19 protein-coding genes and 1 pseudogene are annotated in these 21,819 nt (G+C 66.9%); 3 read left to right on the forward strand and 17 right to left on the reverse strand.

Translation table 11 applies throughout. From position 1 onward, the window contains the following. The 17 genes from JOZ79_RS01925 to JOZ79_RS02005 form a co-directional block, all read right to left on the reverse strand. The coding region (locus tag JOZ79_RS01925; RefSeq protein ID WP_294069842.1) for an MFS transporter at positions 1-291 on the reverse strand (291 nt) is incomplete at its 3' end. Between the two features lie 49 nt (positions 292-340). Then, a complete protein-coding gene (ftsA, locus tag JOZ79_RS01930) occupies positions 341-1,594 on the reverse strand; it encodes a cell division protein FtsA (protein ID WP_294069845.1) in 1,254 nt (417 codons plus the stop codon). After that, positions 1,594-2,490 (reverse strand): cell division protein FtsQ/DivIB, encoded by an 897-nt coding sequence (locus JOZ79_RS01935; RefSeq protein ID WP_294069848.1) that lies wholly within the window; start codon positions 2,488-2,490, stop codon positions 1,594-1,596. The genes ftsA and JOZ79_RS01935 overlap by 1 nt, the downstream gene beginning before the upstream one ends. Further along, the gene (locus JOZ79_RS01940) at positions 2,487-3,419 is read right to left on the reverse strand and encodes a D-alanine--D-alanine ligase (protein ID WP_294069850.1); all 933 of its coding nucleotides are present in this window, start codon (positions 3,417-3,419) and stop codon (positions 2,487-2,489) included. The genes JOZ79_RS01935 and JOZ79_RS01940 overlap by 4 nt, the downstream gene beginning before the upstream one ends. Next, positions 3,416-4,297, reverse strand: a complete 882-nt coding sequence (murB, locus tag JOZ79_RS01945) for a UDP-N-acetylmuramate dehydrogenase (protein ID WP_294069887.1) — start codon at positions 4,295-4,297, stop codon at positions 3,416-3,418. The genes JOZ79_RS01940 and murB overlap by 4 nt, the downstream gene beginning before the upstream one ends. A 14-nt stretch (positions 4,298-4,311) precedes the next feature. Then, positions 4,312-5,724, reverse strand: coding sequence for a UDP-N-acetylmuramate--L-alanine ligase (gene murC, locus JOZ79_RS01950; RefSeq protein WP_294069890.1), 1,413 nt, complete (start codon positions 5,722-5,724; stop codon positions 4,312-4,314). Continuing rightward, positions 5,724-6,887, reverse strand: coding sequence for an undecaprenyldiphospho-muramoylpentapeptide beta-N-acetylglucosaminyltransferase (murG, locus tag JOZ79_RS01955; RefSeq protein WP_294069853.1), 1,164 nt, complete (start codon positions 6,885-6,887; stop codon positions 5,724-5,726). Before murG ends, murC begins: the two co-directional genes overlap by 1 nt. 10 nt (positions 6,888-6,897) lie before the next feature. Then, complete coding sequence (locus tag JOZ79_RS01960) at positions 6,898-8,121, reverse strand: putative peptidoglycan glycosyltransferase FtsW (RefSeq protein ID WP_294069855.1); 1,224 nt, start codon at positions 8,119-8,121, stop codon at positions 6,898-6,900. Beyond that, positions 8,118-9,575 carry a UDP-N-acetylmuramoyl-L-alanine--D-glutamate ligase gene (gene murD, locus JOZ79_RS01965; RefSeq protein WP_294069858.1) on the reverse strand — a complete coding sequence of 486 codons (1,458 nt, stop codon included), beginning with the start codon at positions 9,573-9,575 and terminating at the stop codon, positions 8,118-8,120. Before murD ends, JOZ79_RS01960 begins: the two co-directional genes overlap by 4 nt. Beyond that, positions 9,572-10,642, reverse strand: a complete 1,071-nt coding sequence (gene mraY / locus JOZ79_RS01970; protein WP_294069861.1) for a phospho-N-acetylmuramoyl-pentapeptide-transferase — start codon at positions 10,640-10,642, stop codon at positions 9,572-9,574. The genes murD and mraY overlap by 4 nt, the downstream gene beginning before the upstream one ends. Beyond that, a complete protein-coding gene (gene murF, locus JOZ79_RS01975) occupies positions 10,630-12,015 on the reverse strand; it encodes a UDP-N-acetylmuramoyl-tripeptide--D-alanyl-D-alanine ligase (protein WP_294069864.1) in 1,386 nt (461 codons plus the stop codon). The genes mraY and murF overlap by 13 nt, the downstream gene beginning before the upstream one ends. Next, on the reverse strand, positions 12,012-13,427 hold the full coding sequence (locus JOZ79_RS01980; RefSeq protein WP_294069866.1) for a UDP-N-acetylmuramoyl-L-alanyl-D-glutamate--2,6-diaminopimelate ligase: 1,416 nt from the start codon (positions 13,425-13,427) through the stop codon (positions 12,012-12,014). The genes murF and JOZ79_RS01980 overlap by 4 nt, the downstream gene beginning before the upstream one ends. Before the next feature lie 6 nt (positions 13,428-13,433). Further along, positions 13,434-15,161, reverse strand: a complete 1,728-nt coding sequence (locus JOZ79_RS01985) for a penicillin-binding protein 2 (protein WP_294069869.1) — start codon at positions 15,159-15,161, stop codon at positions 13,434-13,436. Continuing rightward, a complete protein-coding gene (locus JOZ79_RS01990; RefSeq protein ID WP_294069872.1) occupies positions 15,158-15,877 on the reverse strand; it encodes a hypothetical protein in 720 nt (239 codons plus the stop codon). Before JOZ79_RS01990 ends, JOZ79_RS01985 begins: the two co-directional genes overlap by 4 nt. Next, on the reverse strand, positions 15,874-16,830 hold the full coding sequence (gene rsmH, locus JOZ79_RS01995; RefSeq protein ID WP_294069875.1) for a 16S rRNA (cytosine(1402)-N(4))-methyltransferase RsmH: 957 nt from the start codon (positions 16,828-16,830) through the stop codon (positions 15,874-15,876). Before rsmH ends, JOZ79_RS01990 begins: the two co-directional genes overlap by 4 nt. Then, positions 16,827-17,315 carry a hypothetical protein gene (locus tag JOZ79_RS02000; protein ID WP_294069878.1) on the reverse strand — a complete coding sequence of 163 codons (489 nt, stop codon included), beginning with the start codon at positions 17,313-17,315 and terminating at the stop codon, positions 16,827-16,829. The genes rsmH and JOZ79_RS02000 overlap by 4 nt, the downstream gene beginning before the upstream one ends. 311 nt (positions 17,316-17,626) lie before the next feature. Continuing rightward, entirely contained in the window at positions 17,627-17,920 is a 294-nt protein-coding gene (locus JOZ79_RS02005) for a hypothetical protein (RefSeq protein ID WP_294069881.1), read from the reverse strand. 47 nt (positions 17,921-17,967) lie between these two features. Here JOZ79_RS02005 and JOZ79_RS02010 point away from each other — a divergent pair, with 47 nt between their 5' ends. The 3 genes and pseudogenes from JOZ79_RS02010 to purL all read left to right on the forward strand — a co-directional run. Further along, the gene (locus JOZ79_RS02010; RefSeq protein WP_294069883.1) at positions 17,968-18,357 is read left to right on the forward strand and encodes a hypothetical protein; all 390 of its coding nucleotides are present in this window, start codon (positions 17,968-17,970) and stop codon (positions 18,355-18,357) included. Positions 18,358-18,414: 57 nt separating this feature from the next. Next, positions 18,415-20,076: a serine hydrolase domain-containing protein gene (locus JOZ79_RS02015; RefSeq protein ID WP_294069885.1), complete on the forward strand. Its 1,662-nt coding sequence runs from the start codon at positions 18,415-18,417 to the stop codon at positions 20,074-20,076. Positions 20,077-20,108: 32 nt separating this feature from the next. Further along, positions 20,109-21,819: pseudogene (gene purL / locus JOZ79_RS02020) on the forward strand (phosphoribosylformylglycinamidine synthase subunit PurL); the annotation flags it as partial.

The raw sequence follows: 21,819 nt of genomic DNA on the forward strand, positions 1-21,819 counted from the left end.
GAGGAAGGTCGCGAGGGCCCAGACGACGAGACCGGCGGCGATCAGGCGGTAGACGCAGAAGCGGTCCGACAGCCAGCCGACGGCCAATTGTGCGGGTGCGTAGATCCAGGAGAAAGCGGAGACGGCGACCCCGAAGGCCGTCGCCGACAGCATGAGGTCGTCCTTGAGCCTTGGAGCCGCGATCCCGACCGCGCCGCGATCGATATAATTGAGCAGGATGAGGGCGCCCAGCAGCACCGTCAGCCAGAAGCCGGCGCGTCCGCCGCGCAATGCTTCGGTCGTTCGAGCCATCGGAGCCATCCCCTCCCCGGCCGCAACAGCTATCACGCAATCGGCCGGCCTAATAGCCGCCCTTCATTGCCGAGATGAGCCGGCCGAACATGCCGTTGGCCTGTTTCTTCGGGCCGACCGGCATGCCGATGTCCCGGATGTCGCCGCCGCCGGATGCAGCGAGCAGGGCAAGGCCGACGAGGGTCGCGAAGGCTGGGCCGCTGTGCGCATCGGGAAGACCCGCGATCTGCCTTGGCCGGCCGACGCGAACGGCTCGCCCGAGCACACCTTGCATATAGTCGGCAATGTTCTTGAGCTCGGCGCCGCCGCCGGTCAGCACGACCTGGCGGCCGACTGGACCGGTGAAACCCAACTCCTTGAGCGCGCCTTCGACCTCGCTTGTCATCTCCTCGACGCGCTGGCGGATCACCATCATCAGCTGGGCGCGGGTCATCTTCATCGGCTCGGCGCCGGGCTCCGCACCGATCTGCGTCGCCTCAATCATTTCGTGATTATCGCGTGGGGAGGTCATTGCCGAGCCGTAGAAGCATTTCAGGCGCTCGGCGTCACGGCGCTGGACGGCGAAGGCGCAGGCGATGTCGTTGGTGATGTCGTGCGCCCCGAGCGGGATCGAGCGCAGCCCGACGAGCATGCCCCCGAAGTGCACCGAGACGTTGGTGACGTCGGCGCCGAGCTCGACGAGGGCGACGCCGAGCTCCCGCTCCTCTTCGGACAGGCAGGCAAGCGCCGCGGCGACCGGGGAGGCCACGATTGCCTTCACGCCGAGGTGGGCCGAACGGATCACCGTGTCGATGTTGCGAAGCGGCGCTGGGTCGGCGGCAATGACATGGATGTCCACCCCGAGGCGGCTTGCGAACAGGCCGATCGGGTGCTGGACACCCTGCGCCCGGTCGATGGTGTAGAGCGCGGGATGGGCGTGGAGGACGACCTGTCCGTTGCGATCGATCGCGTCGCGTCCGCCGCGCAGCAGTTCGTCGATATCGGCTTGCTCGACCTGGTGTCCGCCGAGCTCCACCTCGACATTGGCAACGTCGCTGACGATGCCGCCGGCGCCGTAGCTCGCCCAGACATCCTCGACGGTGAGGCTCGACATGCGCTCGGCGAGCTCGACTGCCTCGCGAACGGCAAACTCGCTCGCCGCCATGTCGGTGATATAGCCGCGCTTTACGCCGCGGCTTTCGCGCTGGCCGGTGCCGAGCACGGTCAGTCGGCCGTCCTCACCGCGCGAGGCGATCAACGCGCTGACCTTCGACGAGCCGATGTCGAGGGCGGCAATCAGCGACTGGTCGGTCGGCTGGGCCACTAGCCCTCCTGCTGCGGCGGGTTGCCGGTGATCGGTTCCAGCCCATGCGGCAAGCGGACGATCATTTTGCCGGGGATCCGGAGGTCGAAGCGAAGCATCCCGTGGCCGAGCAGGCCGGTCGACTTGTCGACGCGCGCGAACTTGGTGAGGGCGACGCGGGCGGCGTCCTCGCCTTCGGGCAGAGCGACCGTTTCCCCGGTCTGGAAATTGAGGTCCCAGCGGCGCCCGCCGACCCAGGTGGCGGAGGCGAGCTGCGGCTTCAGGGTCGGGACCGCGGCCATCAGCTCGGAGAGCTCTTGGGCCTGGCCGTTGGCGCCGGGGCCGATCAGCAGCGGTAGGTCGGGCATCTTGTCCACCGGCACGCGGTCGAGGACAACGCCATTGGCATCGACGAGCGCAAGCTCGCCCCGATCCTGCCACAGCGCCGCGGGCGTGCGCTCGACGACGTCGATGACAAGCGTGTCCGGAAGCCGGCGGGAAACGCGAGCATCCTTGATCCAGCCGAACCCGAGTAGCCGATCGCGGATTTCGGCGGTGCTGACCAATGTCTGCGGCGCCTTTGCGGTGCCGGCGGTGCTGGCGGCGCGATGAAGCTCGTCGGCGACGACCGCGTCGATCGGCGCCCGGGCCATGCGGTGGAGGCCGGTGATCTGATAGCCGTTGATGGTGAACCCCGCCTCCCCCATCGCTGCGCCGGCGGAGCGCGCGGCGCGGGCTGGGACGTCGAGCGCAACGAGCGTGACGCCGGCGATCGCGATCAGAAAGCCGCCGAAGACGATGCCGGTGACCTTGTTGACGCGCGAGCGATCCGGCCCGCGCCTGGCAGCACTCGAAGACTTGCCCTTGCGCTGACGGGCCTGCGCCGCCCCTCCCCGCCGAACATGCGCCGCGCTCATGCCAGTGCCTCCTCGATCAGACGCTCGACCAGTTCGCCATAGGCGATGCCCCTGAGCTTCGCCTGCTCCGGCACCAGGCTCAAGGGGGTCATTCCGGGCTGCGTGTTGACCTCCAGCAGATAGAGCCCGGCCTCGCCCTGCTCGTCATCCCAACGGAAATCGGACCGCGATGCGCCCTTGCAGCCGAGGAGGCGATGCGATTTGGCGGCCATGTCCATCATTACTTTCGCAATGTCCGCCGGGACATCCGCCGGGCAGACGTGGACGGTCCGGCCATCGGTATATTTGTGCTCGTAATCGTAGAAACCGCTTTCGATCTTCAGCTCGGTGACGGCCAGCGCTTCGTCGCCGAGCACGGCGACGGTGAGCTCGCGGCCCTTGATGAAGGGCTCCGCGAGCAGCTTGTCGAACTCCTGCCAGGGGCCGGCGGCGGAGCGGGCGATCGGGTTGCCGTAGTTGCTCTCCTCGGTGACGATGGCGACACCGACCGACGAGCCTTCGTTGACGGGCTTGAGGACATAGGGCCGCGCGATTGGATCGGCGGCGTAGATGCTTTCGCTATCGACGACGGTGCCGGCGGGCATGCGGATGCCGTGCGGCACCAGCACCATCTTGGTCAGCTCCTTGTCGATGGCGATGACCGACGTCTCGACCCCGCTGTGCGTGTAGCGAAGGCCCATCAGGTCCATCATGCCCTGGACGGTGCCGTCCTCGCCGGGCGTGCCGTGGAGTGCGTTGAAGACGATGTCGGGCTTCAGGTCGGCCAGCCGGCGGGCGACATCGCGGTCCATGTCGAGCTCGATGACGTTCGACCAGCCGCGTTCGCGCAGGGCGGCGGCAACACCCCGGCCGCTGGTCAGGGACACATCACGCTCGTTCGACCAGCCGCCCATGAGGACGACGACGTGGAGATTGCGGTCGAGGGTCACGCTTCAGTCCCCACGCGCTGGATTTCCCATTCCAAAGTGATTCCGGATTTGGCGGCGACGCGGCGCCGGACATCCTCGCCCAGCGCCTCGATGTCGGCGCTGGTCGCGCTTCCGAGGTTGAGGAGGAAGTTGCAATGCTTTTCCGAGACTTGCGCGTCGCCGCGAGTGAGGCCGCGGCATCCGGCCGCGTCGATCAGCGCCCAGGCCTTGTGCCCCGGCGGGTTCTTGAAGGTCGAGCCGCCGGTACGGCTGCGCAGGGGCTGGGATTCCTCGCGGGCGCGGGCAATCGCGTCCATCTCGGCACCGATGGCTTCGGGGTCGCCGGGCGAACCGCGGAAGGTCGCTTCGACGACGATTGCCCCCTTGGGGAGCTCGCTGTGGCGGTAGGTGTAGCCGAGCTTCTCCAGCGGCCAGTCGACGATCTCGCCGGAGCGCAGCGCGATCCGGGCGGAGACGAGGATATCCCTCACTTCCCGCCCATAGGCGCCGCCGTTCATGCGGACAAAGCCGCCAACGGTGCCTGGGATCCCGCGCAGGAACTCGAGGCCGGCGATGCCATGATCGCGGGCCGTCGATGAAACGAGAATGCCCGATGCGCCGCCACCGCAGCGGATCGTCGTTTCGTCGAGCTGCTCGATCCTGGCGAAGGACTTTCCGAGCCGCACGACGACGCCGGGCACGCCGCCGTCGCGGACGATCATGTTCGAGCCGAGGCCGAGCGCCATGAGCGAGCGTTCGGCCTCCAGTTGCGTGAGGAAGTCTACCAGATCGCCCTCGTCGGCTGGCTCGAACAGCCACTCCGCCGAGCCGCCGGACTTGAACCATACCAGCGGCGCGAGCGGGGCGTTCGCGGTGAGCTTGCCGCGAACCTCTGGCATGATGACGACAGCGCTCACTTCTTGGCCCTCACCTCGCACACGCCATCCGCCACAGCCGCGGCCCATTTGGTAATGTCGCCGGCGCCCATGCAGATGATCATGTCGCCTTCGGCAGCAAGGTCGCGCAGGTTGCGGCAGAGGTCGTCGAGGTCGGCGACCTCGCGAACCATGCGGTGGCCCTTGGCGCGCAGGCCCTCGACGAGAGCGGCGGAATCGACTCCGTCGATCGGCTCCTCGCCGGCCGAGTAGACCGGCGCGACGAAGACGATGTCGGCGTCGTTGAAGGCGCTCTGAAAGTCTTCCATCAAGTCCTGCAGCCGCGAAAATCGATGCGGCTGCATGACCGCGATCACCCTGCCCTCGGCGCTCTCGCGGGCAGCGGCGAGGACCGCGCGGATCTCGGTCGGATGATGGGCATAGTCGTCGATAACCGTCGCGCCGTCGACCTCGCCAACTTTGGTGAAGCGACGCTTGACTCCCTCAAACCGTTCGAACCCCGCAACTATTGCGTCATCGGAAACACCCAGCTCCAATGCGACGGCGATAGCGGCGAGCGCATTCTGGACATTGTGACGGCCGGGGATCGGGACGGTGACGCCCTCGATCGCTCGCCGCTCCCCGTCGCGATCGAGGATCAATGCGTCGAACCGCGTGCCGCCAGGAACCGGCGCGACATTGTCCGCGCGGACGTCGGCGAGGGCAGAGAAGCCGTAGGTGACGATCCGGCGGTCGCGAATGCGGCCGATGATCGTCTGCACTTCCGGGTGGTCTACGCACAGCACCGCGAGGCCGTAGAAAGGAACGTTCTCGACGAACTCGACGAACGCATCCTTGACCCGCTCGAAGCTGCCGTAATGTTCGAGGTGCTCGGGGTCGATGTTGGTAACGACCGCGATCGTCCCGTCGAGGCGGAGGAAGCTTCCGTCGCTCTCGTCGGCCTCGATCACCCACCAGTCGCTTTTACCGAGCCGAGCGTTGGAACCGTAGCGGTTAATGATGCCGCCGTTGATGACGGTCGGGTCGAGCTTGCCGCTGTCGAGCACGGCCGCGACCATTGAGGTAGTCGTGGTCTTGCCGTGGGTGCCGGCGACCGCGACGGTCTTCTGCATCCGCATGAGCTCGGCGAGCATCTCGGCGCGACGGACGCGCGGCAGGCGGCGCTCAGCGGCAGCGGCAATCTCAGGATTGCTCGGCTTGATCGCCGACGAGCAGACCACGACCGCGGCCCCGCCGAGATTGTCGGCGGAATGACCGATGTGCACCGGGATTCCGGCCTTGCGCAATTTCTCGACGACGTAGGAATCCGAAACGTCCGAACCCTGCACCGAATAGCCGAGCTGATGCATCACCTCGGCAATGCCGGACATGCCAATGCCGCCGACGCCGACGAAATGGATGGTGCCGATGTCGGTGCCCAAAGCCTTCATCATGCGGGAACGCTCGCCGGCGCGGGCAGGCTGAGCACCTGGCGGGCGCCGATGTCGAGCGATGCTTCGCCCGGAACGACGCCTTCGCCGATGCGCTCGACGAGGTCGGCGAGGTCGCGCGCTGCGTGAGGGCGGCCGACCGACAGGGCGCGGGCGGCGGCATTGTTGAGAGCCAGCGGATCGTCGGCCATTGCTTCGATCTGGCGAGCGAGAACCTGCGGTGTGAATGCGTCCTGCTGGATGGTGCGCGCGCCGCCGGCCTCGCTCATCTCGCGTGCATTGGCGGTCTGGTGGTCGTCGGTCGCGGACGGGTAGGGGATCAGGATCGCCGGGCGGCCGGCGGCGGTGAGCTCGGCGATGGTCGAGGCGCCCGCGCGGGCGATCACGAGGTGAGCGTCGGCGAGCTTGTCCGGCATGTCCTCGATATAGGTCATGAGGTCGGCGGGGATGCCGAGCTCCGCGTAGTGAAGTCGCACCTCGCCGAGGTCGTCGGGACGGCATTGCTGGACGATCTGCAGCCGGCGGCGGAGCTTGCCGTGGAGCATGGCGAGGCCGGCGGGCACGACCTCGCCCAGCACCGACGCGCCCTGGCTGCCGCCGGTGACGAGGATCTTGAGGGGAGCGAACTCGTCGAAGGCCGGAAAGGGCAGCTCGCCGAGCCGCGCGACTTCGGCCCGCACGGGATTGCCGACGAGCACCGTCTTGCCTTCATATTTGCGCTTGAGCCGGTCGACCTTGGTGTAAGCTGTGGCGATGGCCGCGGCCTCGCCCACCAGCAGCCGGTTGACTCGGCCGAGCACGGCATTCTGTTCGTGAAGGACGGTCGGAACGCGGGCTGAGCTCGCGGCAAGCAGGGCCGGGAAGGCCGGATAACCGCCGAAACCGACGACCGCGTCCGGCCAATGCTCGCGATAAAGACGCTTGGCCTGGGCGCGGCCGCGCGCGACCTGGCGCACGGCCTTCAGCCACGAAACGGGCCCGCCGCCAAGCCGCCCGGCCGGCAGGATATGGACCGGCACCTTGTCGAACAGTCCGGGATAGCGGGCGCCGCGGTCGTCGGTGACCAGCATCACACCATGGCCGCGGCTGCGAAGCTCGGCGGCAAGGGCGTGCGCGGGGACCATATGCCCGCCGGTCCCGCCGGCGGCGAGCACGAAGTTCATGGCATTCGCTTCATGCTGTCAGCGACTCCCCGCTCCACTTCACGACATAGGGCGAGCGGGTCAGATAGGGGTTCCGGCGCGTGAAGGCGAGAAGCAAGCCCATCGCGATCGACAATGCCAGCATCGAGCTGCCGCCGTAGCTGATGAACGGCAGGGTCATGCCCTTCGACGGGGCAAGCTGAACATTGACCATCATGTTGATCATCGCCTGTACGCCGAACTGGATGGCGAGCCCGGCGGCCGCGAGGATCGCGAAGCTGTTTTCCTCGTCGAGCAGCTTGACCAGAACGCGCGCGACGATGCCGAGATAAAGCGCGGCGATGGCGAGACAGGCGATCAGTCCGAACTCCTCGCCGACGACGGAGAAGATGTAATCCGTGTGCGGCTCGGGAAGTCCGAACTTGCGAGTGCCGCCGCCCGGACCCATTCCGAACAGGCCTCCCGCGGTCAGCGTCCGCATCGCGTTCTGGACCTGGAAATTGTCGCCGGTCCCGAACAGGAACTCGTCGATCCGCTGCGTCGCGACATCGTAGAACAGATAGGCGAGCACGATGCCGACCAGGCCGGCGACACCGATGCCGACCAGGATTCGCATATTGACTCCGGCGAGCGCCAGCATTGCGATCCATACCGTGCAGAAAATGACCGTACTGCCGAAGTCAGGCTGCTTCATCAAAAGAACCGCGACGGCGCCGGTGACAACGGCGGAAATCCAGAACACCGGAAGCGACTTGTCGCCGTCGCGCAGGGAGAGCAGCCAGGCCATCGCGACGACGAAGAACGGCTTCAGGAACTCCGACGGCTGCACCTGGCCGAGACCGAAGTTCACCCAGCGGCGCGCTCCGTTCACTTCCGGGCCGACGATGGGCACGACGACCAGCATGGCGAAGAAGATGATCGCGCCGGCGAGCGAAATGCGGCGCGCACGATCCCTCGGCATCATCGAGATGCCGATCATGACGGGCACGCCGATGCCGATCCAGGCGATCTGGCGATAGAAATAATAGAGCTCGGAGAAGCGGACGTTGCCGCCGGAATAGCGCTGGGCGGCGGCCGGCGAAGCGGCGGCGACGGCGATCAGGCCGATCGCGATCAGCACCGTGATGAGGAGGAGCAGGACCTTGTCGATCTCCCAGAACCAGCGGCCGATGGCGCTGGTGTCGGAACGGCCGTAGCGGTCGCCATCGATGAAGGCGGCGCGCGCCTTGATCCTGCCGGAGATGCTGCCGATCATAATGCCCCCACCATTGCCCGGAACTGGTCGCCCCGGTCCTCGAAGTCGCGGAACTGGTCGAACGAAGCGCAGGCCGGCGACAGGAGCACCGTATCACCGGGCTGCGCATCGCGCGCGGCCGTCAACACGGCGTCCCCGAGTTTTCCACAATTTTGTACAGCAATGTGAGGACTTAACAGGCGCTCGAACAGGTCGGCGGCCTCGCCGATCGTGTAGGCCGAGCGGACGTGCCCGAAATGCGGCGCGCATTCGTCGAGATTGTCTGTCTTCGCCTGCCCGCCGCAGATCCAGCGAATGCGGTCGTAAGCGGCGAGCGCGGGCGCGGTCGCAGTCGGGTTGGTCGCCTTGCTGTCGTTCAAGAAGAGGACGCCGTCGAGGTCGCGGACACGCTCCATGCGGTGCGGGAGGCCTGGGTAGGTTTCTAGGCCTTCCCGCATCTGCTCTCCGGTCAGCCCAAGCTTGTAGCAAACTGCGACGGCAGCGGCGGCATTCTCCAGGTTGTGAGGCCCCTGGAGCGCAGGCCAATTCGATTGCTCCGACGTCGCACTGAGAGAAGGGTCGAAGTCGAAATTCTCCCAGACTTCCTCCAGTAACTGAAGGGTGCCGGCGTTACTCCGCTCAACTACTCCCTTACCGAACCACTCTTCGATCCTAGCGATGGCTAGATGATCCCCTGACTGCATATTGAAAAGTCGCGCCTTCGACGCCGCGTAGGCTTCGAAGCTTTCATACCGGTCGAGATGGTCCGGCGTGATGTTGAGCAGCACCGCGACGTCGCAGTCGAGGCTTTGGGTCAGGTCGATCTGGTAGCTCGACAGCTCGAGCACATAGACACCGCCCTCCGGCAGCGGGTTCTGCGCGAGGATGGGGAGGCCGATGTTGCCGCCCATGGTCGTCGGCACGCCGGCGGTCTTCAGGATGTGGTGGACGAGCGCGGTGGTCGTCGACTTGCCGTTGGTGCCGGTGATGCCGACGACCTTGTGCGGCGGCAGCTCCGGCCGGGCGCGGGCGAACAGCTCGATGTCTCCGATGATCTCGACGCCGGCGTCGCGCGCGCGGGCGGCGATCGGGTGGCGGTTGAGGGGAAGGCCGGGGGTCACGACCAAGCTGTCGAACTTGGAGAGGTCGGAGGTGTCGAGGTCGGCGATCTGCAAATCCTCCTCGGAACGGGGAGGGGGACCATCCGAAGGATGGTGGAGGGGGGCGAGCGAAGCGAGCCGGGCGCCATCTTCGGGCTGCGGCGAGCGTTGCAGCGGGGCCCCCTCCACCACGCCGCTTCGCGTCGCGGTCCCCCTCCCCGTCCCGGGGAGGAGTTTATTGCGAGCTTCCGCCTTGCCGTCCCACGCCGTGACCCGCGCCCCGCTCGCAAGCAGCGCTTCGACCGTTGCCAACCCGGACCGCGCAAGCCCGTAAACCGCGTAATGCTTGCCCGCGAAGGCTCTGGCCGTGATCACCGCAGCTTCAGGGTGGCGAGGCCCGCCAGCGCCAGCACGAAGCTGATGATCCAGAAGCGGATGACGACCGTGGGCTCGGACCAGCCGAGATGCTCGAAATGGTGGTGGATCGGCGCCATCAGGAAGACGCGGCGACCGGTACGCTTGTAGACCAGCACCTGGATGACAACCGAAAGCGCCTCGACCACGAAGATGCCGCCGACGATCGCCAGCACGAACTCGTGATGGGTGGCGACCGCGACAGTGCCGAGAGCTCCGCCCAGCGCCAGGCTGCCGGTGTCGCCCATGAAGACCGCGGCGGGCGGCGCGTTGAACCACAGGAAGGCGAGGCCGGCACCGACGATGGCGAGCAGGAGCACGGTGAGGTCGCCGACCCCGAGCACGTGTGGAATGCCGAGGTAGGTCGCGAACTTCGCGTTGCCCACCAGGTACGAGATCAGCAGGAAGGCGATGCAGGCAATGATGACCGGCATGGTCGCCAAGCCGTCTAGTCCGTCGGTCAGGTTCACCGCGTTACCGAAAGCAACGATGACGAAGGCGCCGAACGCGATATAGGCCCAGCCGAGGTCGAAGAGCGGCCCCTGCCTGAACGGGACATAAAGGTTGCTGGTCCCGAAATGGACGATGATCCAGGTGGCGACGCCGGCAATCAGGAACTCGAGCGCGAGCCGGGTCTTGCCCGACAGGCCGGCGTGATGCGCCTTCTTGACCTTGTCATAGTCGTCGAGGAAGCCGATTAGCCCGAAGCCGCCGGTCACCAGCAGGCACGCCCAGACGTAGGGGTTGGCAAGGTCCATCCACAAAAGGACCGAAACCGAGACCGAGATCAGGATCAGGAGGCCACCCATGGTCGGCGTGCCGCGCTTGGCGAGGTGGCTTTGCGGGCCGTCCTCGCGGATCGGCTGACCCTTGCCCTGGCGGACTCGCAGGAAACTGATGAATTTCGGTCCGAGCAGCAGGCCGATCAGGAGCGCGGTCGCACTCGCGGCGCCGGCGCGGAAGCTGATGTAGCGGATCAGGTTGAAGATGCCCGGGAAGCCGAGTTCGCCGGCGATCAGGTAGAGCACGGCAAGTCCTTCGCCACACGCTCGACCAGCTTGGCAAGCCCCACGGAATTGGACGCCTTGACGAGGACCGCGTCGCCGGGGCGGAGGATCCGCATCAGGGAATCGGTCGCCTCCTCGACGCTTGCAACCAGGTCCATCGGAATGATCCCGACGACCTTTTCCGCCAGCGGCCGCATGTCGTCGCCGATCAGGATCAGTTGGTCGACCTGCGCGCCGCGCACATCGGGAGCAAGGCCGGCGTGGAGCGCTTGCCCGTACGATCCGAGCTCGCGCATGGGCCCAAGAACCGCGATCCGTCGCGTGACGTCGCGTTCCTGACCAAGGCTCTTGAGCGTTGCGGCCATGGAGGCCGGATTGGCGTTATAGCTTTCGTCGATCAGCAATATCTCGCCGCCCTCGATCGGCAGGTGGTGCCGCTCGCCACGGCCCTTGAGCCCGCCCATGTCGGCAAGCGCCAGGCCCGCGCGAGCGACATCGGCACCGAGCACTTCGACTGCGGCGAGGACGGCAAGCGCGTTGGACACCCAATGCTCGCCCGGAAGCGAGATCGTGAAGGTGAGCTCGCGTTCCAGTAGCACTGCGCTGATCAGGCTGCCGCCGCCATCGGCCGTGACCGCGTGGATGGCGTGGAGGTCCGCGTCGCCGCTGCCGAAGGTGACGATCTGGCCGGCATGGCGCCGGGCTGCCTTCAGCAGCCGGTCGCGGTGCGGCGTGTCGTTGGGGAGGATGGCGATTCCGCCCGGCTGCAGGCCCTGGAAGATTTCCGCCTTGGCGTCGGCAATCGCCTCCTCCGAGCCGAGGTTCTCGATGTGCGCCGGGGCAATTGCCGTGATGATGGTGACGTGGGGCCGTACCTGGCGGGTCAGGGCGGCGATCTCGCCAGCGTTGTTCATGCCCATTTCGAGCACCGCATACTCGCTGTCACGCGGCATCCGGGCGAGGCTGAGCGGTACGCCGGTATGATTGTTGTAGCTCTTGACGGAGCGGTGGACCTTGCCCGGCGCGCATCGGTCGAGGGCGGCAAACAGCGCTTCCTTGGTGCTGGTCTTGCCGACCGAACCGGTGACTCCGACAATGCGGGCGCTGGTTCGATCGCGAGCGGCGCGGCCGAGTGCCTGAAGGGCGGCGAACACATCGTCGACCAGGACGTGTGGACCGTCCACCGATTGCGAAACAAGGACGCCGGCGGCTCCGGACGCGAAGGCGCCTGCGACGAACTGGTGGCCGTCCTGAACAGTGCCGGGCATCGCGACGAACAGGTCGCCGAACTGCACCTCTCGGCTGTCGAAGGTGACGCCGCTCGCTTCAAACGATACGGACGCGGTGCCGCCCGTCGCTCTCGCGATTTCTTCTGAGGTCCAAAGAGCGGTCACGCGGCGCACTCCCGCGCAACCAGCGCATCGTCGAACGGCAGCACCCGGTCGCCGACGATCTGTCCGGTCTCGTGGCCCTTGCCGGCGACGAGGATGATGTCGCCGGACCGGGCAATACGGATCGCTTCGCCGATGGCTTCGCGGCGGCCGGGGACTTCGGTGGCGTCCGGCGCCCCCGCAAGGATCGCGGCGCGGATGCGGGCCGGGTCCTCGCTGCGCGGATTGTCGTCGGTGACGATAGCGATGTCCGACAGGCGCGCGGCGACGGCGCCCATCTCGGGACGCTTGCCCTGGTCACGGTCCCCGCCGGCACCGAAGACGGTGATCAGCCGCGCCTCGACGTGCGGGCGAAGGGCGGCGATCGCGGCTTCGAGAGCATCGGCGGTATGAGCATAGTCGATATAGACGGGCGCGCCGGCCCGGCTGATGACGGCGCGCTCTAACCGGCCACGGACCGGAGCGACCCGCTGCATCGCGGAGAAGGTGGCCTCCCATTCGCCGCCGGTGGCCAGCACGAGCCCCGCCGCGGTCAGCACGTTCGCCGCCTGGTAAGCGCCGATCAGCGGAAGTGCGAGCCGGTGGGTCTTTCCGACATGCTCCAGAATCAGAGTCTGGCCGAGGGGTGTCGGCGTTTGCTCGGCGAGGCGGATCGCCTTCCCCGCCCGGCCTACGGTCAACAGCCGGTTTCCACGTGCCCTGGCGCGTTCGATTACCTCGGCCGACTTCGGATCGTCGGTCCAGACTACCACCGGCTTGTCCGCCGGAAGGAGTCGATCGAACAGCCGCATCTTCGCTTCGAAATAGGAGTCCATCGTCTCGTGATAATCGAGATGGTCCCGGCTGAAGTTGGTGAAGGCGGCGGCGGCGAGCGGAACGCCCTCGGCCCGGTGCTGGTCGAGGCCGTGGCTCGAGGCTTCGTAGGCGACATGGCTGATGCCCATGCGCTTCAGGCCGGCCATGTTGTTGAGGAAGGTGACGATGTCGGGCGTGGTCAGGCCAGTCTTCACCTGGTCGTCGGACGTCGTGACGCCCAACGTCCCGATCGACGCCGAGCGATGGCCGCTCATCCGCCAGATCTGCCGCGTCATCTCGACCGTCGACGTCTTGCCGTTGGTGCCCGTCACCGCGACCACGATTTCGGGATAGGGCGCGTAGAACTTCGCGGCGAGATTCGCGAACAGGCGGCGAGGCTCAGCATCGGAGAGGTGTGGCACGCGCTCGACTCGCGCCCCGGGAGCAGCGACGACCGCGACCGCGCCGCGGTCCACGGCTTGCGGAATGAAGTCCTCTCCGTTGAGAAGCGCCCCGCGGAAGGCGCCGAACACGCTCCCGGCCGCAACCTTGCGATGGTCGATGGCGAAGCCGGTCACTTCAGAATCCGAATCGACGCCGGCGATGTCGCGCAACTTCACCGCCCGTTAGTCCTTCTTCGTGTCTTGCTTTGCGTCCTGAACGAACGGCAGCACCTCGGACATGTTCGGCTCACGGTTCATGTCGGGCGCGACCCCTAGCATCGGTGCGATCCGGCTGACGACGCGGCCGAACACCGGCGCCGAGTTCCAGCCGGCCGTCGTGAAGCCGAAGGTTTCCTTGGTGGCCTTGGGTTCGTCGAGCATGACGACGACCACATAGCGCGGGTCGTCCATCGGGAACACACCGGCGAAGCTCGTGAGGTTGATGGTCTGACTGTAATGGCCGTTGATCAGCTTCTGGGCCGTGCCGGTTTTGCCTCCGACGCGATAGCCGGGCGCGTCGGCCTTCTTGCCGGTTCCCTTGATCACGACCAGGCGCAGCAGCGAGCGCATGCGATAGCTGGTGTCGGCAGTGAACACGCGTCTGCCTGGGGGCAGCGGGTGACCGGGGCCGATCTTCAGGATCGTCGGCGGATGATAGACGCCGCCGTCAAACAGGGTCGCATAACCCATCGCAAGCTGCAGCGGCGCAACCGCGATGCCCTGGCCGAAGCCGATCGTCATGGTCTCGAATGGTCCCCAGCGCGATCCCGGCGTCAATGGACGGCCCTTTTCCCTGAGCTCGATCGCCGGCTTGTCGAGGAAGCCCATCTTTTTGAGCCATGCCTGCTGCCGCGCCTTGCCGAGATGGTCCGCGATTTGGCCCATCCCGATGTTCGAGCTTTCCATCATCGCTTCAGCGACGGAGCACGGGCGACCGAACGGGTGGGTGTCGTGGATGAGATGTCCATAGGCCGGAAGAACCTTGGCGCAGTTCAGCATCTGGCCAGGGCCAGTGACCACGCCAGAGTCCATCGCCATCGCGAGCGTGAAGGGCTTGAACGTCGATCCGAGCTCGAAGACCCCAAGCGTCGCGCGGTTGAACATCTGGTCGGGCGTGCCCTGGCCCGGGACATTCGGGTTCATTGAGGGCAACGAAGTCATCGCCAGCACTTCGCCGGTATGGACATCCATCACGACGCCAGCTGCGCCGATTGCAGAGAAGTGCGTGTATGCATCCCCGAGCTCATGCTCGAGCGCCTGCTGGATGGGGCTCGAGATCGAAAGGGTCAGCGGCGTCCCGCGGGTCGCGGGGTCGGAGAGGTATTTGTCGAAAGCGCGTTCGACCCCGGCGGCGCCGTGTCCGTCAATGTCGGTGAATCCGAGGACGTGCGCCGCAAGGCTCGTCTGCGGATAGAGCCGGTCGGCTTCGCGCTCGATCGCCAGGCCAGGCTCGCCGAGTGCGTTGACCGCTTCGACCAGTGCCGGCGACGCGCGGCGGCGGAGATAGAAGAACGGCTTGTTGGAGCGCAGCAGCGCGAAATACTGCTCTTCGCTGTGCTCCGGCATCAGCTTGGCAAGCGAACGGGCAAGCGCCAGCCTGTCGCCGATGACCTTCGTCGGGTGGACAGCGATGGTCCAGGCATCGATCGTCCGCGCGAGCGGCTGGCCGTCGCGGTCGACGATGTCGCCGCGGTCGGGGATCAGTTCGGTCAGCTCGGACTTACGGCCGGCATGGTCACCGAAGGCGGCGAGATAAAGGATGCGCAGCGCGATGATGGCGATGATGCCGGCATAAACCAGCAGCCCGAACATCAGGCGCTGGTGCATGACGGCGAGAATCTGCCGGCGCTGGCCGACCAATCGGAGCCGCTCGGGCCGTGCTGCGACGAGAGCGGGCGAAGGTGCATTCATCGCGCGGAGCCGGAGTCCTTGGCAGTTTTCCTAGAAGGCTTGCCCGGCAGGGGGGCGAGCGGATCGTTTTTCGCAAGGCGGATCGGCTTTGTCACCGGCTTGGCGGCCGCGAGGCCCGGCTTATCCACCGATTTCTGCATCCTCTTGCCTGGGGCCGGCCTTGCCGCCGCAACCGGCCTGTCGGTGGGCTCCTTGCTCGCCGGCGAAACCACCGCCGGCCGGGCGCGGCCCGGAGCCTCGCGCGTCTCGATCTTGAAGCTTGCCTCGTGCAACAGGGCACGCGGACTGGATGGTTCGGCCGGGGTCGCCTCAACGGACGTCGGCGCGCCGGCATCGTCACGCACGTCCTGCCCGATTGCCGGAGCATGCTGGGGAGCCGGAACAGAGGCCATCACGACAGGCGCCTGGAAATCGACCTGAGGCAGGTTGCGGGTCAGCTTCGCCAGCTCATAGCCGCCGTGCACGAACTGCTGAGCGGCGGGCGCCGACAGGGCGAGCACCTTGACGTTCCACCGCTCGAGCTGGGCCAGGCGGCCGCGAGTGCCGATTTCGGTCTGCAGGACGCGCATGTCCTGCTGTGCGGACACGATCTGTGATTCGACGTCCTCGAGCTGGGCACGCTCGGACGCCACGCGAAGCGACACGAGGTAGCAGCCGAGCGCAGCTCCGGCGCAGCTTGCCACCATGAAGACAGAGCGGAAGCTTCGGGCGCTCACTGGACGCCTCCTTTCCAGGCTTGGGCAGGGGTCCGAACCGCGCTTCGCAGGCGCGCCGAACGCGAACGTGGGTTGGCCGCCAGCTCGCGCTCCGTCGGGGAAACCGGCTTGGCGACCCGCTCGAACGTAGGCTCGTTCGGGTCGGCAAGGACGGGACGGTGGCGCGAGCCGGCGGGGGTTCCTCCGCTACGTTCGCGGAAGAAGCGCTTGACGATCCGGTCTTCGAGGCTGTGGAAGGTGACGACGGCGAGACGCCCGCCCGGTTTCAGAGCGCGCTCGGCGGCCTCGAGACCCTGCTCGAGCTCGTCGAGCTCGGCGTTCAAGTGGATGCGGATAGCCTGGAAGGTCCTGGTCGCGGGATCGCTCTTCTGGCCGGGACGGAAGCCGGCGGCGCGGCGGACGACGGCGGCAAGCTCGGCGGTGCGCTCGACCGGGCGGGCAGCAACGATCGCCCGGGCGATGGCGCGCGCGCGCGGCTCCTCGCCATATTCGCGCAGGACGCGAGCGATCTCGGCCTCGTCAGCCTGGTTCAGGAAGTCGGCGGCGCTGAGCCCCGACTGCTCCATTCGCATGTCGAGCGGGCCGTCGGCCGAGAAAGAGAAGCCGCGGTCGGCGCGGTCGAGCTGCATAGAGCTGACGCCGATATCGAGCGCGATGGCGTCGATCGTGCCGATGCCCCGTTCCTCGAGCACGCGATCCATCTGGCTGAAGCGCTCGTTGACCAAGGTGAGCTTGGGATCCGGGACGAGTGACCGGCCTTCATCGATCGCATCGGGGTCGCGATCGAAGGCGATCACTCGTCCCGCCCCCGCCCGGAGCATGGCGCGCGTATAACCGCCCGCTCCGAATGTTCCGTCCACCACGGTCTCGCCGTCGTGGATGCCAAGGGCGGCAATCACTTCGTCGATAAGCACCGGCACGTGCTCGGCCCGAGAGCTTGAGGCAACGGTCATGCCATGCCTCGCTCTTCCAGCCGGAAGCGGGCGATATCCTTGAGGTCGTCGGGGATGCGCGCGTCGTCCAGCAGCAGCTGCGGGTTCCAGATCTGGAAGGTTTCGCCGGTGCCAAGGAACAAGGCGAGCTCGCCCACCTGGCCCTTGCGGCGCATCATCGGCGGCATGAGGATGCGGCCCGAGCTGTCGTACGGAACTTCCTCGGTGGCGGCGAACGCCATCAGGTTCCGTTGCTGGTACTCAAGCTCGGCGTCGGGGTTGGTCTCCTCCTTCTCGAGCAGCCGCTCGAGCTTGGCATGCTTCAGCGCCGCGTAGGCGGGGTCATAGGCGCTGAGGCAGGGGAAGGCCTCGTGCTTGGCAAGGACGATCGTGCGCGCATCGCCGCGGCGCTCGATCACGGTGCGCAGGAATGACGGGATGGACACGCGGCCCTTCGCATCGACCGCGTTCAGCGCACTGCCCTGAAACAGATGCTCTAGCGCCACGTCCACTCCCCGTCCGCGCGCAGACCGCCGTTCGCGGAAACACGCCGTCACGTGCGTCCCGCGTCAGGGTTCGAATCAAAGGGTCAGCCCCCGCGCTACAGCCCATGTTGGTAACCCAACGGCCTGCGGGATACAATGGGATTTCGTGGGATATTATGGGAAATGGTGGAGAATCGCGGAATTTCGAGGGTTTTTGAGGGTTGAAACGGGCCAGCGCCGAGAGAATTCGAGACCCTCGCGCCCTGTGGATAAGTCTGTGTCTTGTGTGGCGCGCGAGAATCGGGAGTGCGAGTCTGGCGCCCCCACCGCCCTCATCGCCTGGCGGTGGCTGCGTTTGCCGCATCGGCGGCGCTGTTGTTGCCGCCGTCAGCCCCCGGCGCCACGCCGAGTTCGGCCAGCGGCTCGCTGGTATCGTTGGCCGCGGCCTGCTGCTGCGCGTTGTTGGCGGCTTCGTCGCGGCTCGAGCGGCTGACGACCGACCCCAGAAGGACGAGGAGGAAGGCGAAGGCCAGGCCGGTCAGCCCGATGCGGATACGCTGGGCGCTGGTGCCGGGCTGGTAAGGCATTGCGCGGCCGAAGCTATGTGCCGAAACGACAAGATGCAAGCACTCGCCCTTGACGCCCGCGCGCTCGCCAGCAATTGGCGCGGGTTATGACTCGCAACCCCCTTGCACTCTGCTTGGTGGCGGCCGCGGCGCTAGCCGGCTGCCATCCGACAACCATCGACCCCAACAAGGATAACGGCGACGACACGCCGCCTGTCGCCGCCAATGGCCCGGTCGCGCTTCCGCCTTCGATCGTCGGATCGAAGATCTACCGCTGCGCCGACAACAAGGTCGTCTATGTCGACTATCTGTCGGACAACAAGTCGGCCAACATCCGCACCGACAAGGACGGAACCCCTACCCAGGTCACGACAGACGATCCGACCAAGCCGATGACGGCTACGGGCGGCTATTCGCTGACCGGCGATGCCAATTCGGCGAAGGCGACGATCGCAATTCCGGGGCATCCGTCCCAGAGCTGCAACGCGAACGCCTGAGGCAGAATTGATCTGGCCCCGCGGCCTGGCGTCCGTCCAGGCCGCGGGCGCACTCCCATGATCCTGACCCGGAGGCAGTTCGGCGCCGGAGCGTTCGCCGCGACCGCCGCGCCCAGGCTCGCCGCAGCGTCGGCTCTTCCCCAGGGCGCGGCTCCTTTCGCGGCCGCGATCGACTCGATCCGCGCTTATGGCGCCCGGCACCTCGCTTATTATGGGCTGCCCGGACTGACGCTCGGATTGATCGCTCCCGGCGGCTTTGCGACGGTCCTCAACTTCGGCTTCGCGGACCGGACTCCGCCGCGGACGATCGGCCCCGACACGCTGTTCCAGGTCGGGTCGATCACCAAGGTGATGACCGCGGCGATCATTCATCAGCTCATGGGTGAAGGCCGGCTGCGCCTGACGGACCGGGTCAGCGCGCTGGCTCCCTCCGTTCCCCTCCCCGACCCGAACCTGATCTCCGTCCAGGACCTGCTCGACCACGTCGGCGGCCTTGCCTCGGATGCGCCGGTCGACCCGCCGGGCGGCCTGTGGACCGGTTTCGCGCCAGGCACTCACTGGCATTATTCCAACACCGGGTACGAGATCCTCGGCATGGTCGCCGAGCAGGCAAGCGGTGAGCCGCTCGCCCGGTTGTTCGAAAAGCGCCTGTTCACGCCCGTCGGCATGACGAGGAGCCGCGGCGCGATCCTCCAGCGCGACCAGGCCCTCTATGCACAAGGCTATCGCGCCGCCGATCCCGTGCCGCCCTTCGCTCGCGGCGTCCCACTGGCGCCGGCGCCGTGGATCGACGCGACGTCGGGAGCGCTTAGCGTCGCCTCCACGGCAAGCGACATGGTCCGCTTCCTCCGCACGCTGTCTGACGCGGCCTCCGGACGCGGCGGGCTCGGCCTGTCGCCGGCCGCGGGAGCCGAGCTCACCCGCCACGCGGTAACGAGCGACACGCCGGCGATGAGCTATGGCAACGGCCTGATGCACGTCGGCAATGCCGGCCGCGCCTATCTGCATCACACCGGAGGGATGGTCAGCTTCTCTTCGTCGTTCCACCTCGACAAGGCGAGTGGATCGGGCGCTTTCGCCTGTTCCAACATCAGCGCCTTCGCCGAATACCGGCCACGGCTGCTGACCCTGTTTGCGACGGATGCGCTGACGGCGGCGATGGCAGGGCGACCGATCCCGCCGGCGCCAGCGCTAACAGTGCCGGTTGCGGGCGCGGGTGCTTACATCGGGCTGTATGCGGGGCCGAGCGGCGGGTTCGAGGTTCGCGCGGGCGAACCGCTGACGATTGTCGCCAACGGCCGTGCGGCCGCACTGCAGCCGTGGGGCGGCGAGTTGTTCCGGACCACCCACCCCGATTTCCGTGACTTTTCACTGATGTTCGAGCGGCGCGGCGCGGCAATCGGCGGCGCAAGCTGGGGAGCGGAGAGCTTCACTCGGGCGGGTCTTCCCCCTGCCCTCGTGCAGCCCGATCCGGCGCTCGCGCCCCTCGCCGGATCCTTTGTCAACGATAGCTCATGGTGGGGCACTCTGCGCGTCGTGCAGAGAAACGGAAGCTTGTGGCTGGGCACCGAAACGCCGCTGAGCCGCATTGACGGTCACCTCTGGCGGGTCGGCTCGGACGCCTGGTCGCCGGAGCGAGCCCTCTTCGCGGACATCGCCGATGGCCGGCCTCGGACCCTGATCTACTCCGGAGTGCCCTTCACCCGCCGCGATGGCTAGGCTTCGTGCGCGCGTCCCGTTAGGGAGCCGCCATGATCACCCCCGAGATCGTCGCCGACCACGGCCTCAACACCGAAGAATATGACCGCATCGTCAAGGCCATGGGCCGTGAGCCGAACCTGCTGGAGCTCGGCATCTTCTCGGTCATGTGGTCAGAACATTGCAGCTACAAAAGCTCGCGCATCCACCTGAAGAAGCTACCGACCGAAGCGCCCTGGGTGATCTGCGGCCCCGGCGAGAATGCGGGCGTCATCGACATCGGCGATGGCGACGCGGCGATCTTCAAGATGGAGAGCCACAACCACCCGTCCTACATCGAGCCCTACCAGGGCGCGGCGACGGGCGTTGGCGGGATTCTTCGCGACGTCTTCACCATGGGCGCTCGGCCGGTCGCGAACTTGAACGCGCTGCGGTTCGGCCGGCCGGACCATCCCAAGATGCGGCACCTGATCGCGGGCGTCGTCGCAGGCATCGGCGGCTACGGCAATTGCGTCGGCGTCCCTACCGTCGGCGGCGAGGTCAATTTCGACACCGCCTACGACGGCAACATCCTTGTCAACGCGATGACCGTCGGCGTCGCGAAGACGGACAAGATCTTTTACTCGGCCGCGACCGGCATCGGGAACCCGATCGTCTACGTCGGCTCCAAGACGGGGCGCGACGGCATCCATGGCGCGACCATGGCCAGCGCCGACTTCGACGAGAACAGCGACGAGAAGCGCCCGACCGTGCAGGTCGGCGATCCGTTCACCGAGAAGCTTCTGATCGAAGCCTGCCTCGAGCTGATGGCGACTGATGCCATCGTCGCCATCCAGGACATGGGCGCGGCGGGTCTCACTTCGTCTTCGGTCGAGATGGCGAGCAAGGGCGGAGCCGGCATCCGCCTCGACATGAGCAAGGTGCCTTGCCGCGAAACCGGCATGACGCCTTACGAGATGATGCTGTCGGAGAGCCAGGAGCGCATGCTCATGGTGTTGAAGCCCGGCCGCGAGCCAGAGGCCGAAGCGATCTTCCGCAAGTGGGAGCTCGACTTCGCCGTCATCGGTGAAGTCACCGACACCGGCCACATGGTGCTGGAGTTCGGGGCGAAGTCGTGTGCGACATCCCGCTCGGCCCGCTTGCCGACGAGGCCCCGGAGTATGACCGGCCGCACATGGACCTCGACGCCTACAAGGCGTGGGCCCAGGTGAAGCCGCTCGGCGACGTACCGCAGAGTGCAAGCATCGCCGATGATCTGCTCAAGCTCATGGGTTCGCCGAACCTCGCCTCGCGGCGGTGGATTTATCAGCAGTACGACCAGCAGGTCGGCGGCGACACGGTCCAGCGGCCGGGCGGGGATGCGGCCGTGGTGCGCGTGCATGGCGCGCAAAAGGCGCTGGCGATCACCACCGATTGCACGCCGCGCTACGTCTTCGCTGATCCTTATGAGGGCGGAAAGCAGGCGATCGCCGAGGCCTATCGCAACTTGAGCGCAGTCGGCGCACGGCCGCTCGCGGTCACCAATTGCCTTAACTTCGGCAACCCGCAGCGGCCCGAGATCATGGCCCAATTCGTCGAGGCTCTGCGCGGCATGGGCGACGCCTGCCGCGCGCTCGACTTCCCGATCGTGAGCGGCAACGTCTCGCTCTACAACGAGAGCAAGGCGACGGGCGGCGGCAGCGCGATCCTGCCCACGCCGGCCATCGGCGGCGTCGGTCTGCTCGATGATTGGTCGAAGAGCGCGTCGATCGGCTTCAAGTGCGC

It is taken from the genome of Sphingomonas sp. (assembly GCF_019242355.1).
Lineage (GTDB): Bacteria > Pseudomonadota > Alphaproteobacteria > Sphingomonadales > Sphingomonadaceae > Sphingomicrobium.

Excerpts from the sequence above, each read along its gene's own strand:
- JOZ79_RS01935 (WP_294069848.1), bottom strand. The coding sequence starts at position 2,490 with ATGAGCGCGGCGCATGTTCGGCGGGGAGGGGCGGCGCAGGCCCGTCAG.
- murB (WP_294069887.1), bottom strand. The coding sequence starts at position 4,297 with ATGCCAGAGGTTCGCGGCAAGCTCACCGCGAACGCCCCGCTCGCGCCG.
- murC (WP_294069890.1), bottom strand. The coding sequence starts at position 5,724 with ATGAAGGCTTTGGGCACCGACATCGGCACCATCCATTTCGTCGGCGTC.
- murG (WP_294069853.1), bottom strand. The coding sequence starts at position 6,887 with ATGAACTTCGTGCTCGCCGCCGGCGGGACCGGCGGGCATATGGTCCCC.
- JOZ79_RS01960 (WP_294069855.1), bottom strand. The coding sequence starts at position 8,121 with ATGATCGGCAGCATCTCCGGCAGGATCAAGGCGCGCGCCGCCTTCATC.
- JOZ79_RS01985 (WP_294069869.1), bottom strand. The coding sequence starts at position 15,161 with ATGAATGCACCTTCGCCCGCTCTCGTCGCAGCACGGCCCGAGCGGCTC.
- rsmH (WP_294069875.1), bottom strand. The coding sequence starts at position 16,830 with ATGACCGTTGCCTCAAGCTCTCGGGCCGAGCACGTGCCGGTGCTTATC.
- JOZ79_RS02010 (WP_294069883.1), top strand. The coding sequence starts at position 17,968 with ATGACTCGCAACCCCCTTGCACTCTGCTTGGTGGCGGCCGCGGCGCTA.
- JOZ79_RS02015 (WP_294069885.1), top strand. The coding sequence starts at position 18,415 with ATGATCCTGACCCGGAGGCAGTTCGGCGCCGGAGCGTTCGCCGCGACC.